Genomic DNA, 17,445 nt, shown 5'->3' on the forward strand with positions numbered 1-17,445 from the left:
CCGAGAGGACGACGATGACCGGCGACGCACGGCTGGCGGCCGAGGCCTGGGAGGAACTGTTCCGCACCCAGGTGGCGATCATGCGCCGGTTGCAGCGCGACCCGATCTGGGACCGGATCTCGCTGCGGGAGTACGACCTGCTGTTCACCCTGTCCACCGCGCCCGGCCACCGACTGCGGCTGCGGGAGCTGGCCGAGTACAGCCTGTTGAGCCAGCCGAGCCTGAGCCGGATGGTGGAGCGGCTGGAGGCGGCGGGCTGGGTGCGCCGGGACCGGGCGCCGGAGGACGGGCGCGGCGTGCTGGTCGGGCTGACCGAGGACGGCGCGGAGCTGCAGCGCGAGGTCGGGCGCCGGCACGTGGAGGCGATCGCGCACTACGTCGGTGGCGCGCTGGACGATCGGCGGCTGCAGCAGTTGCGCGAACTGACCGGCGCACTACGGTCGGCCCAGGCCGGGATCGGTGATCTGCGCCGGGAGTGACCGGCGCCACGCCGCTCCGGGACGATCGGGGACCTCCGGCCCACGAACCGCCCGGAACGGGCACGGACCATGGATCGATCGGGTGCACATCACGCCCCGCTTCGTCTCAGCCGCAGGAGGGACCCCATGCGAGTCTTGGTCACGGTGGCCTCGCGTCATGGCGCCACCGCCGAGATCGGTTCGGCGATCGGCCGCGTGCTGGCCGAGGCCGGGCACGACGTCCGCGAGGTCGCGCCCGAGGACGTCACCAGCCTGGACGACGTGGACGTGGTGGTGCTCGGTTCCGCGGTGTACACCGCGCACTGGTTGCCCGCCGCCCGCGACTTCGCCCGTCGCTGGGAGGAGGAGCTGCGGCACCGCCGGGTGTGGGTGTTCTCCTCCGGCCTGGCCACCCAGCCGGCGGCCTCGGCGAACTCCCCGCACGAGCTGATGGCCCTGCGGGAGCGGGTCGGCGCGCTCGGGCACCGGTCCTTCGCCGGCCGGTTGCTGCGCAGCGAGCTGGCCTTCGCCGAGCGCGCCCTGATCGCCGGGGCCCGCGCGAAGGAGGGTGACCACCGCGACTTCGAGGCGGTCGCCGCCTGGGCGCGGGAGATCGCCGACGAGCTCGCCGCAATGCCGCAGCGCACGCCGGTGGCGCCCGGGAACTGACGCCGCGTCAGGACAACGTCACGGCGGGAGGGGTCCGTGATCGCCATTCTGGAACTGTTCAAGATGGCATGATGCAGGGCGTGACTTCCGTTCTCCCGACGACGTCGTCGCTCGCCCCGTACGACGCCGTGATCCTGTTGTCCTTCGGTGGCCCGGAGCAGCCTGCCGACGTCCTGCCGTTCATGCGGAACGTGACCCGCGGCAAGGGCATCCCCGAGGAGCGGCTGGTCGAGGTCAGCCAGCACTACGCGCTGTTCGGCGGCAAGAGCCCGATCAACGACCAGAACCGCGCCCTGATCGCCGCGCTCGGCGAGGAGCTGGACGCCCGCGGGATCGACGTGCCGATCGCCTGGGGCAACCGGAACTGGGACCCGTACACCGAGGGCGCGCTGGAGGCGCTGCGCGAGCAGGGTCACCACCGGGTGCTGGCCGTGGTGACCAGTGCCTACGGCTCGTACTCCGGCTGCCGGCAGTACCGCGAGCACGTGGCCGCCGCCCTGCGCGGGCTGGGCGCGGACGCCACCGAGGACCCCACCGGCGACCTCGGCACCGCGGGTATCCGGGTGGACAAGCTCCGGCACTACTTCAACAACCCCGGCTTCGTGCAGGCGAACGCCGACGCGGTGACCGAGGCGTACCTCGATCTGGCCGAGCGCACCGGCCGCCCGGTGACCGCGCTGCTGGCCGAGGCCCCGCTGCTGTTCGTCACGCACGCGATCCCGCTGGCGATGGAGGCGGGCTCCGGTGCCCGCCGGCCGTCGTACCTGACCCAGCACCAGGAGGTCGCCCGCGAGGTGGCCGGGCTGGTCGCCGAGCGGCTGGGCGCCGCGCCGGAGTTCGACCTGGCGTTCTGCTCCCGCTCCGGGCCGCCGCAGCAGCCCTGGCTGGAGCCCGACATCAACGACGTGCTGACCGAGCGGGCCGGCGCGGGCGTCACCGCCGTGGTGATGTCCCCGATCGGCTTCGTCTCCGACCACATGGAGGTCGCCTTCGACCTCGACACCGAGGCGATGGCCACCGCCGCCGACCTGGGCATCACCGCGGTGCGCGCCGGGTCGGCCTCCACCCGGGCGCCGTTCGTCTCCGGCCTGGTCGACATGATCGTCGAGCGCGCCGCCCGGGAGCGGGGCGAGGACGCCGAGGTGGTCACCACCGGCGAGCTCGGCCCCTGGCCCGACCGCTGCGCCACCGGCTGCTGCTTCCAGCGCGCCGGCCAGGACACCGGCATCCCCGCGATCGCCGGATCCGATTCCCCCGCCTGCGACGACGCGGGCTGCGCCACACCGGAGGAGACGACAGCACCATGAGCAGCACCCCCGTGGCCGGAGGCCACACCCCCGAGGTCGCCGACCAGATCAACTCCTCGATCCGCTACGCGATGTACGCGGTCTTCGAGGTCGCGAGCCCGCTGCCGGCCGGTGACGAGCGCTCCCGGATGGCCGCCGACGTGCTCGCCACCCTCACCGGCGACGACCGCCCCGAGGACCTGGTGGTCCGCGGCTGGTACGACGTCGCCGGGCTCCGGGCCGACGCCGACCTGATGGTCTGGTGGCACGGCCCGACCGTGGAGTCGGTGCAGGAGGCCTACCACCGGCTCCGCGCCAGCGACCTGGGCGCCCACCTGGTGCCGGTCTGGTCCGTGGTGGCGATGCACCGGCCCGCGGAGTTCAACCGGGGCCACGTGCCGGCGTTCCTGGCGGGGGAGGAGCCGCGCGGCTACCTGTGCGTGTATCCGTTCGTGCGGTCCTACGAGTGGTACGTGCTGCCGGATGCCGAGCGCCGGGAACTGCTGCGCGAGCACGGGCACGCCGCCCGGGACTACGCCGACGTGCGGGCCAACACCCTGGCGTCCTTCGCGCTGGGCGACTACGAGTGGATCCTCGGCTTCGAGGCGGACGAGCTGCACCGGATCGTCGACCTGATGCGTGACCTGCGCGCCACCGGCGCCCGGCTGCACGTGCGCGAGGAGACCCCGTTCTTCACCGGTCCCCGGGTCGAGCTCGCCGAGTGGGTGGAGCGCCAGCCCCGCGCCTGACGGACGCGACGAACGCCCCGGGAGGACGATCTCCCGGGGCGTTCGTGCTGTCTCAGAGCAGTTCGGACTCCGGCGGCGCGGGCACCAGCCGGGCGGTCCGGCCGTCCTCGGCGGACAGCAGCAGCTCGTCCTCGGCCACCGTCACGGTCAGCGGTCCGCTGAGCAGGCCGAGCACCGCGCGCTCCACCGCCATCCGCTCCGGCGGCCCGGCCATCAGCGTCGCCACCATCGGCCCGAAGGTCAGCCGGCCCTCGGTGAGGGTCCAGGTGCCGCGCACCCGGTTCACCCCGCCGGTGCCGTAGACCTGCCCGTCCTGCTCGAAGTGCAGGGTGGGTGGCCGGTCGCCGACCGCCTCCCCGGACAGATCCGTGACCATCCAGCTGCGACCGACGACCTCGTCCATGGCGCCGATGATGTCATCGCAGGCGGCGGGTCACCACAGCGCGGCGATCTCCTCCAGGGTGCGGATCCGGTCGGCCACGTCGTAGGTGGTGGCGGTGAGCATCAGCTCGTCGGCGGCCACCCGGTCCACCAGTGCGCGCAGCTCGGCCACCGCGCGGTCGGCGGTGGTGGCGATCTGGGTGCCCGGGATCTGCGCCATGATCGCCCGGCCGTCCGGGTCCGCGGCCAGAGTGTCCAGCAGTTGCTCGGCCTCCTCCGGAGTGACCACCGGGCCAAGCGGGCCTCGGGTGCGCAGCCGGAGCATCATCACCCGGCTCGGCCCGGACAGCCACGCCGCCCGCTGGTCGGAATCGGCGACGATCACCGAGGACGACACCATGAACCGCGGCCGGTCCAGCACCGCCGACGGCTGGAAGCCGCTGCGGTAGGCCTGCGCCGCCTGCTCGGTCAGGCCGGTGTTGAAGTGGTGCGCGTAGCTGAAGGCCAACCCGAGCCGGGCGGCGAGCTGCGCGCTGTACAGGCTGGAGCCGAGCAGCCAGACCTGTGGGGTGCCGGTGGCCGCGGGGGTCGCGATCAACCGGGTGGCGGCCGGGCTCGGGGCCAGGCCGGCCGGCGGCTGACCCAGCAGGGTCAGCACGTCCACCAGTTCGGCCGGGAAGTCCTCCTCCCCGGTCCGGTGCAGTGCGGCGGCGGTCATCGGGTCCGCGCCGGGCGCCCGGCCGATGCCCAGGTCGATCCGGCCCGGGTGCAGCGCCTCCAGCATCGCGAACTGCTCGGCCACCACCAGCGAGGGGTGGTTCGGCAGCATCACACCGCCGGAGCCGAGCCGGATCCGCTCGGTGTGCGCGCCCAGGTGGGCCAACAGCACGGCCGGGGAGGTGGAGGCCACCGCCGGCATCGAGTGGTGCTCGGCCACCCAGAACCGGTGGAAGCCCAGCCGGTCGGCGGCGCGGGCCAGGTCGGTGGAGTCGGCCAGGGCCTGGGAGCTGGTGCGCCCGGTGCCGACACCGGACAGGTCGAGCACGGACAGGGGGACGGTGCGCTGATCGGTCACCTCAGCCGCAACGTCCCCCTGCCGTCAGGACTTCCCGATCAGGGGTACAGCCCGCGCAGCTGGTGTGCCTCGGCCACCCGGCTGACCCCGATCACCAGCGCGGCGTCCCGCAGGCTGATCCCGTCCGCCCGGGCCCGGGTGGCGACCGCCTGGTACGCGGTGCGCATCCGGTGCGCCAGCTTCTCCGCGATCTCGGCCTCGGTCCACCAGTACGCCTGGTTGGCCTGCACCCACTCGAAGTAGGAGACCACCACGCCACCGGCGTTGGCCAGGATGTCCGGCACCACGGTGATCCCGCGCTCGGCCAGCACCCGGTCGCCCTCGGAGGTGGTCGGGCCGTTCGCGCCCTCCACCACCCAGCGGGCCTTCACCCGGGTCGCGGTGTCGGCATCCAGCACGTTCTCCACCGCCGCGGGCACCAGCACGTCCACGTCCAGCGCGAGCAGCTCGTCGCCGGCGATCGGGTCGGCCTGGGCGAAGCCGACCACCGTCCCGGTCTCGGCCACGTGCCGCTGCAGTGCGGCCATGTCCAGGCCCTCGGCCGCCTGCACGCCACCGTTCTCGTCGCTGACCGCGACCACCCGGGCGCCACCGTCGGCCAGGAACCGCGCCGCGTGCGACCCGACCTTGCCGAAGCCCTGCACCGCGCAGGTCACCTCGGGCAGCCCGGTGCCGGCCTCCGCCAGCGCCGCCTCCGCCGCGTGCACCACGCCGCGGGAGGTCGCGGTGGCCCGGCCGAGCGAACCGCCCACCGCCAGCGGCTTGCCGGTGACCACCGCGGGGGTGGTGAAGCCGGTGTTCACCGAGTACGTGTCCATCACCCAGCTCATGGTCTGCTCGGTGGTGCCGACGTCCGGGGCCATGATGTCCTGCCCCGGCCCGATCAGCGGCATCAGCTCCGAGGTGTACCGCCGGGTCACCCGCTCCAGCTCGGCCTGGGAGTAGCCGCGCGGGTCGATCGCCACGCCACCCTTCGCCCCGCCGTAGGGCAGGTCGGCCACCGCGCACTTCCAGGTCATCCACATCGCCAGGGCGCGCACCTCGTCGATGTCCACCCCGGGCGCGTAGCGCAGGCCGCCCTTTCCCGGTCCGCGGGAAATGTTGTGCTGCACCCGGTACCCGGCCAGCAGTTCGATGCTGCCGTCGTCGCGGCGCAACGGCACCGCCACGTGCATCTCCCGGCGCGGGGTGGCCAGCATCCGGTGCAGGCCCTCGTCGTAGCCGAGCAGCCGGACGGCGGAACTGAGCTGGTCCTGGGCCGTATCCAACGGCGAGACGCGGGGGTGGGTGGGGTCCGGTGCCGCGGGGGTGTGCGGCTCAAGGGCGGTCATGCGGTGCCTCCTGGGCGGGTGGCGGTCCCGGGCGGAGCCTCGTCGCACCGCCGTCGACGGAAGACCGCCGGACGCAGGTCACTGTGCCACACCGATCAGCTGGTGCGACCCGGTTCGTATTCGAAGTGCCAGTACTCGGCATAGGGCTGGCCCTCGCGGACCCGCTGCGGGGCGTACCAGCCGTAGCTGGGGCCGTTCTGGACCAGCCAGGTGTAGCGCTCGGTGCCGAAGCCGTACGTCTGCGGCCACTCCTGCACGTCCAGCGCCAGCCCGAGGCCGTGGCTGGAGGTGCCCGGGGTGGCGGCCAGCCCACCCAGTGCCGCCTTCATCGCCACCTGGTCCTGGTACGACCGGTACGTCAGGTCCAGGTCGAGCGAGGCACCGAAGACCGCCCGGTAGGCGTCGTTCAGCCGGGTGAGGGCGTCCGCGGCGTCGCAGCGCAGGTACTGGGTGAAGCCGAGCTGGTCGGTGCCCCAGCCGATCGCGCACATCGCCGACATCGGCATGTGGCCGTTGGACCCGTCGCCGCCGGCGGTCGGCACCGAGGTCACCCACAGCACGTTGCCGGCGGAGTCGACCGGGCGGCCGTCCACCCAGCCTGCGATCCGGGGGTGGCTCGGGGCGCCGGGCGGGGGTGCCTCACCGGCCGGCTCCGCGGCGGCCTGCGCGGCGGCCCGGTCGGCGGCCTCCTTCTCCGCCGCCGCCGCTGCCGCCTGGTCTGCCGCCGCCTGGTCCGCCGCGGCCTGGGCAGCCTGTGCTGCCGCCTGCTCCGCCGCGGCGCGCTCGGCGGCACTGCGCTCGCGCACCTGCCGGGAGGTCTCCTGCGCGGTGATCCGCTCCCGGACGGCCAGGAACTCCGGCTCGTCCGCGCTCAGGTCGGTCAGGTCGAGGGCCACCGGCACCGGGTCCGGGTCCGGGCGCAGCACCAGGGCGCCGGCGACGGCGGCGGTGGCGACCAGGGCCACCGCCACCGACGCGGCGATCAATCGGGCACGGCGCCGGTGGTGGACCGGGCCCTCGACGGCATGGGTCACTGTCCGAGGGCGTCGATCCGGGCGAGCTCGTCGGCCGAGAGCTGGAAGCCCAGCACGTCCAGATTCGACTCGATCCGCTCCCGGTGCACGGACTTGGGGATCACGACGATGCCGTGGTCGATGTGCCAGCGCAGCACCACCTGCTGCGGGCTGACGCCGTGCGCCCGGGCGATCTCGGTCAGCACCGGGGCGGACATGTCGGTCCGCTTGAACGGGCTGTAGCCCTCCAGCTTCACCCCGCGCTCGGCGTGGGCGGCGACCAGGTCGGCGTCCCAGTCGGTGGGGCTCCACGGGATCTGGTTCACCGCCGGGGCCTCGCCGGTGGCGGCGATCAGCTCGTCGATCTGGGCGATCGAGTAGTTGGACACCCCGATGTCGCGCACCAGGCCCTCGTCCCGGGCGGCGATGAACTCCCGCCAGGTCTCCGGGGTGGCCTGCCGGTTCGGCGGCCAGTGCACCAGCCACAGGTCCAGGTGGTCGGTGCCCAGCTCGGCCAGCGACTCGGCCAGGGTCTGGCGCTCGCGGCCGGCGTGGTCCGGCGGCAGCTTGGTGGTGACGAAGACGCTGTCCCGGTCGATGCCGACCGCGGCCAGCGCCCGGCCGACCTGGGCCTGGTTGCCGTAACCGGTGGCGGTGTCGATGTGGGTGTACCCGAGCTCCAGGGCGGTGATCACGGCGCGCTCGGCGTCGTCGCCCTCGGACTGCCAGGTGCCCAGCCCGAGCAGGGGCATCCGGCCGTGGGGCAGCGGGATGGTGGGAATCGATGGTGCGGTCATGCCCCCATCGTGTCCCGGTCCGGCGGGGACGGCCAGGGGAGACCGCCGGTGGCCGGTTGCCCGTCGCCGGCATCGCGGGCGGCGCGCCGGAACTGGGCGGGGGTCTCCCCGGTGAGCCGGCCGAAGGTGCGGGTGAAGGAGGCCTGGTCGTAGAAGCCGGCCGCCCGGGCCACCTCGGCCACCGGCAGGGTGCTGCCGCCGAGCAGCGCCGCGGCGTGGTCCACCCGGGCCCGCAGCACGTACTGCTGCGGTGACAGGGCGAACACCCGGCGCAGCCGCCGGTCCAGGGTGGCAGGCGAGCACCCGGCGGCCGCGGCCAGCTCGGCCACCGTCGGCGGGTGGGCGATCCGCTCCCGGACCAGGGTGGCCACCCGGGTCAGCGAGGCGACCGTCTCCGGGTCGGCGTCCTGGCCGCGCAATGCCTGGGAGATCGACACCAGCCCGACCACCGTGCCGTCCTCGGCCCGCACCGGCGCCTTGGAGGTCAGGTACCAGCCGGGGGTGCCGCCGGGACGCCGGATCAGCTCCAGCTCCCGGCGCAGTTCGCGGCCCTGCTCCAGCACCTCGCGGTCCTGCTCGTCGTAGCGCGCCGCCAGCATCGGCTCGAACAGCTGGTCGGCGGTCCGGCCCACCACCGCCCGCCGGGACCGCTCGTTGGTCCGGCGGACGAAGGCGTCGTTGACCAGCACGTAGTGGCCCTCGACGTCCTTGGCGCAGAACATGGTGCCGGTCAGATCCTCGGTCATGGTCAGCAGGGCGGGGCTCAGGGCGCGCAGCAGGGCCGAGGTGGCGGCGGGTGGACGGTGGGACATGATCCGGGCAGCGTAGGCGGTCAGGAGATGTCGCGGTGTCAGATCCCGGCGCGGGGAGCACGGATCGGTGCAAGACGTGACCGGGGGAGGGCAGGGACGATCACGCCATGACGACGACCCCCCATCCGGCAGCACCGACCGTGCCGCCGCAGCCCGAGCTGGTCGAGCGCGCGATCGAGCTCGCCGCCCGCTGGACCGCCGCCACCGAGGCCGATGCCACCCCCGCCGAGCGGCGCGCCACCGAACGACTGGCCGCCCTGGTCGCCGACCCGGCCGGCCTGGAGCTGGCCGTCCGGTTCGTGGACCGGGTGGCCCGGCCCGAGGACGTCCGGGTGGCCGCGCAGGAGCTGGTGGAGCTCGGCGACCGGGCCGCGGACGCCCGCGGGTTCCTCGGCACCGCCGACCGCGGGCTGCTCGCCCTGGGCTCCCGGATGGCGCCGCTGCTGCCCCAGGTCGTGGTGCCCGCCGCCCGGATCCGGCTGCGGCAGCTGGTCGGGCACCTGGTCGCCGACGCCGGACCCGGCCTGACCGGTCACATCGCCCGCGCCCGCCGGGACGGCTTCCGGCTCAACCTCAACCTGCTCGGCGAGGCGGTGCTGGGCGAGGACGAGGCACAGCGCCGGCTGCGCCGGGTGCAGGACCTGGTGGTGCGCGAGGATGTCGACTACGTGTCGGTCAAGGTGTCCGCGGTGGCCAGCCAGCTGTCGACCTGGGACACCGCCGGGTCGGTGCACCGGGTGGTCGAGCGGTTGCGCCCGCTGTACCGGGTGGCCGCCGCCCACGGCACCTTCCTCAACCTGGACATGGAGGAGTACCGCGACCTGGAGATGACGATCCGGGTCTTCGACGAGCTGCTGTCCGACCCCGAACTGCGGGACTACCGGGCCGGCATCGTGCTGCAGGCCTACCTGCCGGACACCTCGGCCGCCCTGGAGGAGCTGACCGAGATCGCCCGGCGCCGCACCGCCGACGGCGGTGCTCCGCTCAAGGTCCGCCTGGTCAAGGGCGCGAACCTGGCGATGGAGCGGGTCGAGGCCGAGCTGCACGACTGGCCGCAGGCGCCGTACACCGGCAAGCCCGCGGTGGACGCGCACTACCTGCGCCTGGTGCACACCGCCCTGGACCCGGCCCGGATCGGCGCGCTGCGGGTCGGCATCGCCAGCCACAACCTGTTCCACGTCGCCTACGCCCACCTGCTCGCCGAGCAGCGCGGCGTCACCGACGGGGTCGACATCGAGATGTTGCAGGGCATGGCCCCGGCCCAGTCCCGGGCGGTGCAGCGGGACACCGGGCAGGTGCTGCTCTACACCCCGGTGGTGGCCAAGGACGACTTCGACGTGGCGATCTCCTACCTGGTGCGCCGGCTGGAGGAGAACGCCGCGCCGGAGAACTTCCTGCACGCCCTGTTCGCGGGGGAGGACGCCACGCCCGCGGCCCCCACCGGCACCGGCCTGGACGCCCAGCTCGCCGCCTTCCGCGCCGCGGTCGCCGAGGCCGCCACCGTGAGCACCGAGCCGCGCCGGATCCCGCGCCCGCCGGTCGACCTCACCGCCGACCCGGGGCCGTTCCACAACGCCTCGGACACCGACCCCGCGGTCGCCGCCTCCCGGGACTGGGCCGCCGCCCTGGTCGCCCGGGACGTGCCCGCGCCTGACGGCGCGCAGGAGCTGACCAGCCCGGAGCAGGTGGACCGGGTGATCGACCGGGCCCGGGCCGCCGCCCCCGCCTGGTCCGCCCGCACCCCCGCCGAGCGCGCCGCGGTGCTGCGCCGGGCCGCCGCCGAGCTGGAGGCGGTCCGCGGCGACCTGGTCGCCACCATGGTGCACGAGGGCGGCAAGACCGTCGCCGAGGCCGACCCGGAGGTCAGCGAGGCGATCGACTTCGCCCGGTACTACGCCGACCGGGCGCTGGACCTGGCCGACGGTGCGGTGCCGGGCGCCCGGTTCCGGCCGGAGGGCGTCACCCTGGTCACACCGCCGTGGAACTTCCCGGTGGCGATCCCGACCGGCTCGGTGCTGGCGGCGCTCGCGGCCGGGTCGCCGGTGGTGATCAAGCCCGCGCCGCAGACCCCGCGCTGTGTCCGGGTGGCGATGGCCGCGGTGCAGCGCGCGCTGGACGCCCACCAGGTCACCGAGGACGCGGTGCAGGTGGTGCTCACCGACGAGGGCGAGACCGGCCGGCACCTGATCACCCACTCCGGGGTGGACCGGCTGCTGCTCACCGGCGCCCTGGAGACCGCCCGGCTGTTCACCGGGTGGCGCCCCGAGCTGGAGGTGATGGCCGAGACCTCCGGCAAGAACGCGCTGGTCATCACGCCGTCGGCGGATGTCGACCTGGCGGTGGCCGACCTGGTGCGCTCCGCCTTCGGCCACGCCGGTCAGAAGTGCTCGGCCGCCTCGCTGGCGATCCTGGTCGGGTCGGCCGGCCGCTCGGACCGGCTGCGCCGCCAGCTCGCCGACGCGGTGACCTCGCTGCGGGTCGGTCCGGCCGACGACCTCGGCACCACGATGGGCCCGCTGATCGAGCCGGCCCAGGGCAAGCTGCTGCGGGCGCTCACCACGCTGGACGAGGGGGAGAGCTGGCTGGTCCGGCCCCGGCAGCTGGATCAGGCGGGCCGGTCCTGGACTCCGGGCGTCAAGCTCACCCACCCCGGCTCGTGGTTCCACCAGACCGAGTGCTTCGGCCCGGTGCTCGGGATCATCCGGGTGGACACCCTGGACGAGGCGCTCGCGGTGCAGAACGACGTCGCACTCGGCCTGACCGGCGGCCTGCACTCCCTCGACCCGGCGGAGATCGACTACTGGCTGGACCGGGTGCAGGTCGGCAACGCCTACCTCAACCGGCACATCACCGGCGCGGTGGTGCAGCGCCAGCCCTTCGGCGGCTGGAAGGCGTCCGTGGTCGGACCCGGCGCCAAGGCCGGTGGCCCGCACTACGTGGCCCAGCTCGGCCGCTGGCAGGACGACCCGGAGGTCGCCGGGCTGGACGACGACGCCTGGTTGGCCTGGGCGGTGCGGGACGACGCCCGGGTGTGGGCCGAGCAGTACGGCATCGACCAGGACCCGACCGGCCTGGCCGCGGAGGAGAACACCCTCCGGCACCGCCCGGTGCCGCAGCTGACCGTCCGGGTCGGCGCCGACGCCCGGGAGCGGGACCTGCGCCGGGTGCTGGCCGCCGCCCGCACCGCCGGGGTGCCGGTGATCGTGTCCCGGGTCGACCAGGACGGCGACTTCGACCGCCGGGTCGCCGAGGGCGCGGTCTCCGGCCGGATCCGGGTGGTCGGCACCGCCCCCGGGCTGCGCGCCGCCGCGGCCGCCCGGGCCGGTGAGGTCACGATCCTGGACGGCCCGGTGCTGGCCTCGGGTGAGCGCGAGCTGCTCACCGTGCTGCGCGAGCAGGCGGTTAGCCGGACCCGGCACCGGTTCGGGCACATCGACCCCACCCGCTGAGCCGCACGACGAAGGGCCGGACCCCACGCGCGGGGTCCGGCCCTTCGTCACGGGCGGGGCAGCTCAGGCCGAGTCGCGCACCACCAGCTCCGGCTCGAAGATCATCGGCACCGTACGGGCCGGCTCGCCACGCAGCTGGGCGATCAGTTCGGCGCCCGCCGCCCGGGCCATCGCCACCACCGGCTGGGTGATCGTGGTCAGCGTCGGCTTGGTGGTGACCGCCATCCCGCTGTTGTCGTAGCCGACCACCCCCAGGTCGTCCGGGATGCTGCGCCCGGCGGCGGTCAGCACCGGCACCGCACCGGCGGCCATCAGGTCCGAGGCGATGAACACCCCGTCGGCGTCCGGGAACCGCTCCACCAGCTCGCGGGCGGCGGTGGCACCCCCATCCAGCGTGAAGTCGCCGATCACCACCGCGTCGTCCGCCAGCCCGGCGGCGTGCAGTGCCTGCCGCCAGCCCTCCAGCCGGTCGATGCCCGCGCTCATGTCGGCCGGGCCGGTGATGGTGGCGATCCGGCGGCGACCGGTGCGGACCAGGTGCTCGGTGGCCAGCCGCGCGCCGCCGACGTTGTCGGTGTCGATCAGCGAGAGCTGGCGGCGGGTGGTGAACGGGCGGCCCATGAACACGGTCGGCAGGCCGGAGTCCTCCAGTGCCCGGTCGATGGCGTCGTCCCGGTGGTGGGAGACGATGATCGCGCCGTCCACGTGCCCGGCCCGCAGGTAGCGCACCGTGCGGGCGGCGTCGTCCGGCCGCGCGATCAGCAGCAGCAGCTGCAGGTCGGAGTCGGACAGCGCCAGGCTCACACCGTTGAGCACCCCGGCGAAGAACGGGTCGGAGAGCACCCGCTCGTCCGGCTCGGGCACCACGAGCGCCACCGAGTCGGTGCGCCGGGTGACCAGCGACCGGGCGGCCCGGTTCGGGGTGTAGCCCAGCGCGGCCACCGCGTCCGCCACCGAGGCCATCGCCTCGGGCGAGACCCGGTCGCCGCCGTTGATCGCGCGGGACGCGGTGGACCGGGACACCCCGGCACGCTCGGCGACCTGTTCCAGCGTCGGCGCGGTGTGCAGCGGCGTCATTGCCTGGTCGACCACAGTGGTCCCCCTCTGCTGGTGGTGCTCACGTCGTCGACGGCGACGCAGCAGTGGAATACGCGGGCCCCCGCGCGGGGCCGGGGAGGTACATCCGGCCCCGCGCGAAGCCTAGCGTCAGCCCTTGACGGCCCCCGCCATGATTCCGGCGACCAGCTGGCGGCCGGCGATCACGAACAGCACCAGCAGCGGGATCACCGAGATCACGACACCGGCCATGATCAGCGACATGTCCTTGAAGAAGGACGCCTGCAGCAGCTGCAACGCCACCGGCAGGGTCGGGTTCTGGGTGCCCAGCACGATGGACGGCCAGAAGAAGTTGGTCCAGGACCCGATGAAGGTGAACAGCGCCAGCATCGCGGCGGCCGGGCGCGCGGCGGGCAGGGCCACGTGCCAGAACGTCCGGATCATCGACGCGCCGTCCACCCGGGCGGCCTCGATCAGCTCGTAGGGCAGCGCCGACTCCAGATACTGGGTCATCCAGAACACTCCGAAGGCGGTCACCAGGCCCGGCAGGATCACCGCGAGCAGGTTCCCGACCAGGCCGAGTTCGCGCATCACGATGAACAGCGGGACCACACCGAGCTGGGTCGGCACCGCCATGGTGGCGATCACGAACACCAGCAGCGGGCCCCGGCCGCGGAACCGCAGCTTGGCGAAGGAGAACCCTGCCAGGGTGGAGAACAGCACCACCGAGGCGGAGGTGACCACGGCGACGATCACCGAGTTCACGAACGCCTTGGGCAGGTTGATGTTGGCGTCCATCACCCGCTGCAGGTTCTCCAGCAGGTTGCCGCCCAGGCCGATGCCCGGGATCGGGTTCTGCGCGATCTCGCTGGCGGTGGAGCTGGCCAGCTGCAGGGCGTAGTACAGCGGGTATGCCGAACCCAGCACCACGATGGTGAGGATCGCGTAGGTCACCCAACCGGCGCGGCGGCCCTCGGAGGTCTGGGTCTGCTTGCGCTTGCGGGCCGCGGCCCGGGCGGCGCCCCGCCCGGCGCTCTGCTCGAGCATGGGGATCGAGGTGCTCATCGCGCGGTCCTTCCGCTGGTGCCGTCGGTGTCGGAGCCGGACCCGGGTTCGAGCACGGGGTCGGCCACCGGGGTGGTCGCCGGGCTCGGTGCCGCGGGGATCGCGGCGGGCGTGCCGCCGGCCGGGACCTTCGGCTTCTTCTTCTTGTTCGTCCCGCTGGACGAAATCAACCGGGTCAGCGTGAAGTTGAGGATCGCGAACACGATGATCACCAGGAACAGCAGCCAGGCGACCGCGGCCGCGCGGCCCAGGTTGTTGGTCCGCCAGCCCAGGTCACGCAGGTAGAGGGTCAGGGTCAGCCACTGGCCGCTGGATCCGCCCTTGCCGGCCTGGTCGAACATCCGGGGCTCGTCGTAGATCTGCAGGCCACCGATGGTCGAGGTGATCACCACGAAGATGACCGTGGGGCGCAGCATCGGGATCGTGATCGACCGGAACTGACGCCAGCGGGCGGCACCGTCGATGGTGGCCGCCTCGTAGAGGTCGCGCGGGACGGCCTGCATCGCAGCCAGGAAGATCAGCGCGTTGTAGCCGGTCCAGCGGAAGTTGACCATGGTCGCGATCGCGATGTGCGAGGGCAGCGACTGCGAGTGCCAGCCGATCGGGTCGATGCCGATCTGGCCGAGCAGGGTGTTGATCACGCCGGAGCCGTCCGCGAACAGCTTGGAGAAGATCAGCGCGACGGCCACCGGGGCCACCACGTAGGGGAGCAGAACGCCCATCCGCCAGAACGTCTTGGCGCGCAGGTTCGCGTCCAGCATCGCCGCGATGATCAGGGCCGCGATCATCTGGGGCACGGTCGACAGCACGAAGATGCTGAAGGTGTTGCCCAGGGCCTTCCAGAAGTTGGGCTGGCCCAGGATGAACTGGAAGTTCTCCAGCCCGATGAACTCGCCCTGGCCGCCCAGCAGGCTCCACTCGTGCACCGACACCCACGCGGTATACAGCAGCGGGAACAGGCCGACGACGGCGAACAGGATGAAGAACGGGGAGATGTACAGGTAGGGGGAGAGCTTGACGTCCCACTTGCCGAGCTGCTGCCGGAAGCCGATCTTCCGCGGCGGGCGGGGGTCGTCGACGCTGCCGGGTGTCACCGGCTGCGCAGCGGTCGAGGTGGCCATGAAGGGTCCTTCGCGGAACGAGTGGGAACGACGGGGAGGAGGAGTGGCCCGCCGGCGGTCGGCCGGCGGGCCACTCCGATCGGGCCGGATCAGCCCAGAGCGTTCACCGCGTCCTCGAACTGCTTCCAGGAGGAGGCAGCGTCGTCGGTCTTGTCGACGGTCACGCGGTTGATCGCGTCGGCCATCGCGGAGTTGATCGCGAAGTAGTTCGGGCCCTTGTAGGGGTTCACCGAGATGCGGTCGGCCTGCTCGGCGAAGATCTCACCGATCGGGGCGTCGTTGAAGAACTCGTTGGTGGTGTTCTTCAGCTCGTCGGAGTTCTGCGCCTCGACCTGGCTCGGGTAGTTACCGGTGGTCTGGAACGCCTTGATCTGCTGCTCCGGGGCGGTCAGCCAGTCGGCCAGCGCCTTGGCCTCCTCCGGGTGCTCCGACTGCGCCGGGACGGTCAGGAAGGACCCGCCCCAGTTGCCGCCGCCGCCGGGGAAGACGTTGGCGATGTCCCAGCCCTCGACACCGGCGGCGTTGCCCTCGATCACACCGAGCATCCAGGACGGCGCCAGCATCACGGCGAAGCCGTCGTTCTGGAACGCGGCGACCCAGTCCTCGGACCACTGGCTCAGGCCGGCGGACAGGTCGGAGTGCGCCAGGACGCCCTCGTAGATGTCCTTCACCTCGGGGTTGTCCAGGGCGATGATGTCGTTGGTCTCGGGGTCCTCGTAGGACTCCTCGACCTGGTTGATCTGGCCCTGGTAGATGGTGGACGACGCGTCGTAGAACGGCACGCCCGTGCCCGCGGCGGTGAACTGCTCACCCACGGAGTAGAAGTCGTCCCAGCTGGAGTCCTCGCCGCCGAACAGCTCGGCCACCGACTCCGGGTCGCTGGGCAGGCCGGCCGCCTCGAACAGGTCGGCGCGGTAGGCGATGGCCTCCGGGCCGATGTCGGTGCCGTAGCCGAGCAGCTTGCCGTCCTGGGTGGTGGCCTGGGCGACCTTCCAGTCCTGCCAGCGGCCCTCGACCGAGTCGGAGGTCAGGTCGGTGAACTGGTCCGCGTACTGCATGATCTCGGGCATCCAGTCGACCTCGACGCCGGCGACGTCGGCCAGACCGGAGCCGGAGGCCATCCCGGTGTTGAACTTCTCCCGGGCCTCGTCCGAGGTCGCGGCCTTGTCGTGCACGACCGTGATGTCGGGGTTGAGCTCCATGTACTCGTCGAGCAGGTCGTCGTAACCCCACTCGTTGAAGGTGGAGACGGTCAGCGTGATCTTGCCATCGCTGCTCTCGCCGTCGCCGGACCCGCCGGAGGAGCAGGCGGTGGCGAGCAGGGCGACGGAGGTGGCTCCGGCGATGGCCATCCAGGTGGTTCTCGTGCTTCGGCGCACTGGGACTCCCTTGTCGGTCGAACGGCGTCATCGCCGTTGAAGTACGACGCCCGAGGAGGCGTCGATGCCCGGTCGTGGAAGCGTTCCCAAGAAACTGCGGGAGCGTTCCCACGGCGTGTCGCCGACTCTCGTCCGAACGGCGGGACAGTGTCAAGCCGCGCGGGTGGCAACGGGGTGATGGAAGCGGTCCCACCGCGTAGAAGTGCTGGTCAGAGAGTTGTGAATCGATGTCGTGTTACGGAATCGTTATGGGTGGCTGACCGGTCAGGCGCCGGCCTGGCGGACCCACTCGGCGGCCACGGCCTCCTCGGCCTGCAGCGCACTGCGGACCGCCTTCGCGGCGGCCTCCTCGACCATCGCGCCGAACAGCGGGACGCTCGCCTTGAGGTCGCCGTCGTAGACCACCCGGGAGCGCTCGCCCTCCGGGATCAGCGCCACCGTGCCGGTCAGCCGCACCGGCGCTCCGGCGATCTCCACCGCCACCGTGCCGCGGCGGCCACCGTCGTCGTCCGGGCCCTCCCAGGCCTCCGCCTGGCGGACCTCCAGCCGGTCGCCGATGAACGCGCGGGCCTGGCTCGGGATCAGGTCGGTGGGCAGTGCCCGGCGGGTGGTGACCGTGAACGCGCCGTTCTCCCCGGGGGTGACATCCACGTGCAGCACCTCGCCGCCACCGGCCAGCACCTTGGCACGGACGTACACCGGGTCGGCCAGCATCCGGCCGGCGGTGACGGCGTCGGTGTCGAGCGCGAGCGGGACCTGCAGGTGCACGGCAAAGGCTCCTCATGACGGCGGTGCGCGATGTGA

General features: G+C 73.1%; 16 protein-coding genes. 5 read left to right on the forward strand and 11 right to left on the reverse strand.

Annotated elements, in window-relative coordinates; genetic code table 11:
- Positions 1 to 14 precede the first annotated feature (14 nt).
- The 4 genes from HGA03_RS07305 (at position 15) to hemQ (ending at position 3,162) form a co-directional block, all read left to right on the forward strand.
- On the forward strand, positions 15 to 479 hold the full coding sequence (locus HGA03_RS07305; protein WP_168629604.1) for a MarR family winged helix-turn-helix transcriptional regulator: 465 nt from the start codon (positions 15 to 17) through the stop codon (positions 477 to 479).
- Positions 480 to 605: 126 nt separating this feature from the next.
- Positions 606 to 1,127 carry a flavodoxin domain-containing protein gene (locus tag HGA03_RS07310; RefSeq protein ID WP_168629605.1) on the forward strand — a complete coding sequence of 174 codons (522 nt, stop codon included), beginning with the start codon at positions 606 to 608 and terminating at the stop codon, positions 1,125 to 1,127.
- Between the two features lie 71 nt (positions 1,128 to 1,198).
- Complete coding sequence (locus HGA03_RS07315; RefSeq protein ID WP_373307697.1) at positions 1,199 to 2,434, forward strand: ferrochelatase; 1,236 nt, start codon at positions 1,199 to 1,201, stop codon at positions 2,432 to 2,434.
- Positions 2,431 to 3,162 (forward strand): hydrogen peroxide-dependent heme synthase, encoded by a 732-nt coding sequence (gene hemQ, locus HGA03_RS07320; RefSeq protein WP_168629607.1) that lies wholly within the window; start codon positions 2,431 to 2,433, stop codon positions 3,160 to 3,162. Before HGA03_RS07315 ends, hemQ begins: the two co-directional genes overlap by 4 nt.
- 52 nt (positions 3,163 to 3,214) lie before the next feature.
- Here the strand turns inward: hemQ and HGA03_RS07325 are convergent, their stop codons facing one another.
- The 6 genes from HGA03_RS07325 to HGA03_RS07350 form a co-directional block, all read right to left on the reverse strand.
- Positions 3,215 to 3,565: an META domain-containing protein gene (locus tag HGA03_RS07325; protein ID WP_168629608.1), complete on the reverse strand. Its 351-nt coding sequence runs from the start codon at positions 3,563 to 3,565 to the stop codon at positions 3,215 to 3,217.
- A gap of 30 nt (positions 3,566 to 3,595) precedes the next feature.
- Positions 3,596 to 4,618 carry an LLM class flavin-dependent oxidoreductase gene (locus HGA03_RS07330; protein WP_239073619.1) on the reverse strand — a complete coding sequence of 341 codons (1,023 nt, stop codon included), beginning with the start codon at positions 4,616 to 4,618 and terminating at the stop codon, positions 3,596 to 3,598.
- A 38-nt stretch (positions 4,619 to 4,656) separates the two neighbouring features.
- Positions 4,657 to 5,949, reverse strand: a complete 1,293-nt coding sequence (locus tag HGA03_RS07335) for a Glu/Leu/Phe/Val family dehydrogenase (protein WP_168629609.1) — start codon at positions 5,947 to 5,949, stop codon at positions 4,657 to 4,659.
- Between the two features lie 95 nt (positions 5,950 to 6,044).
- The gene (locus tag HGA03_RS19560) at positions 6,045 to 6,983 is read right to left on the reverse strand and encodes a M15 family metallopeptidase (RefSeq protein ID WP_168629610.1); all 939 of its coding nucleotides are present in this window, start codon (positions 6,981 to 6,983) and stop codon (positions 6,045 to 6,047) included.
- A complete protein-coding gene (locus HGA03_RS07345) occupies positions 6,980 to 7,759 on the reverse strand; it encodes an aldo/keto reductase (RefSeq protein WP_168629611.1) in 780 nt (259 codons plus the stop codon). Before HGA03_RS07345 ends, HGA03_RS19560 begins: the two co-directional genes overlap by 4 nt.
- A complete protein-coding gene (locus HGA03_RS07350) occupies positions 7,756 to 8,571 on the reverse strand; it encodes an AraC family transcriptional regulator (protein ID WP_168629612.1) in 816 nt (271 codons plus the stop codon). The genes HGA03_RS07345 and HGA03_RS07350 overlap by 4 nt, the downstream gene beginning before the upstream one ends.
- 107 nt (positions 8,572 to 8,678) lie before the next feature.
- On the opposite strand from HGA03_RS07350, the gene HGA03_RS07355 reads away from it, so the two are divergent.
- Positions 8,679 to 12,020, forward strand: a complete 3,342-nt coding sequence (locus tag HGA03_RS07355; protein ID WP_168629613.1) for a bifunctional proline dehydrogenase/L-glutamate gamma-semialdehyde dehydrogenase — start codon at positions 8,679 to 8,681, stop codon at positions 12,018 to 12,020.
- A gap of 63 nt (positions 12,021 to 12,083) precedes the next feature.
- On the opposite strand, the gene HGA03_RS07360 is transcribed toward HGA03_RS07355, so the two are convergent.
- The 5 genes from HGA03_RS07360 to HGA03_RS07380 form a co-directional block, all read right to left on the reverse strand.
- Positions 12,084 to 13,097 carry a LacI family DNA-binding transcriptional regulator gene (locus tag HGA03_RS07360; protein ID WP_345719355.1) on the reverse strand — a complete coding sequence of 338 codons (1,014 nt, stop codon included), beginning with the start codon at positions 13,095 to 13,097 and terminating at the stop codon, positions 12,084 to 12,086.
- 129 nt (positions 13,098 to 13,226) lie between these two features.
- Positions 13,227 to 14,141, reverse strand: a complete 915-nt coding sequence (locus HGA03_RS07365; protein ID WP_168629614.1) for a carbohydrate ABC transporter permease — start codon at positions 14,139 to 14,141, stop codon at positions 13,227 to 13,229.
- Positions 14,138 to 15,262 carry a carbohydrate ABC transporter permease gene (locus HGA03_RS07370; protein WP_168629615.1) on the reverse strand — a complete coding sequence of 375 codons (1,125 nt, stop codon included), beginning with the start codon at positions 15,260 to 15,262 and terminating at the stop codon, positions 14,138 to 14,140. Before HGA03_RS07370 ends, HGA03_RS07365 begins: the two co-directional genes overlap by 4 nt.
- An 89-nt stretch (positions 15,263 to 15,351) precedes the next feature.
- Positions 15,352 to 16,614, reverse strand: coding sequence for an ABC transporter substrate-binding protein (locus HGA03_RS07375; protein WP_168629616.1), 1,263 nt, complete (start codon positions 16,612 to 16,614; stop codon positions 15,352 to 15,354).
- A 291-nt stretch (positions 16,615 to 16,905) separates the two neighbouring features.
- Positions 16,906 to 17,409, reverse strand: coding sequence for a DUF2505 domain-containing protein (locus tag HGA03_RS07380; protein ID WP_168629617.1), 504 nt, complete (start codon positions 17,407 to 17,409; stop codon positions 16,906 to 16,908).
- Positions 17,410 to 17,445 lie beyond the last annotated feature (36 nt).

The sequence above is a fragment of the Cellulomonas denverensis genome, assembly GCF_012396125.1.
Classification (GTDB): Bacteria; Actinomycetota; Actinomycetes; order Actinomycetales; family Cellulomonadaceae; genus Cellulomonas; species Cellulomonas denverensis.